The organism is Corynebacterium frankenforstense (genome assembly GCF_030211955.1).
GTDB lineage: Bacteria > Actinomycetota > Actinomycetes > Mycobacteriales > Mycobacteriaceae > Corynebacterium > Corynebacterium frankenforstense_A.
Genome location: NZ_JASODI010000105.1, coordinates 1 through 234 on the forward strand (window position 1 = coordinate 1; position 234 = coordinate 234).

The 234-nt window shown below is 54.7% G+C and carries 1 rRNA gene; it reads left to right on the forward strand.

What is annotated here, in order from left to right:
- Positions 1 to 174 precede the first annotated feature (174 nt).
- A 5S ribosomal RNA gene (gene rrf, locus QP119_RS11950) occupies positions 175 to 234 on the forward strand; the annotation flags it as partial.

The window sequence follows — 234 nt, forward strand, 5'->3', positions numbered from 1 at the left end:
GGGGTTGATAGGCCGGATCTGGAAGCATCGTGAGGTGTGTAAGGTGACCGGTACTAATCCGCCGAACAAACACAAACGCAACAACTGAAGGATTCGTTGTTGTTCGCGTCGCATTCTCCGGTATCTGACACGCCACACGGGTCATTGTTATTTTGGTCCGCCGGTTTTGGTCGTGTCGGTGGTTATAGTGGTGGGGAAACGCCCGGTCCCATTCCGAACCCGGAAGCTAAGCCC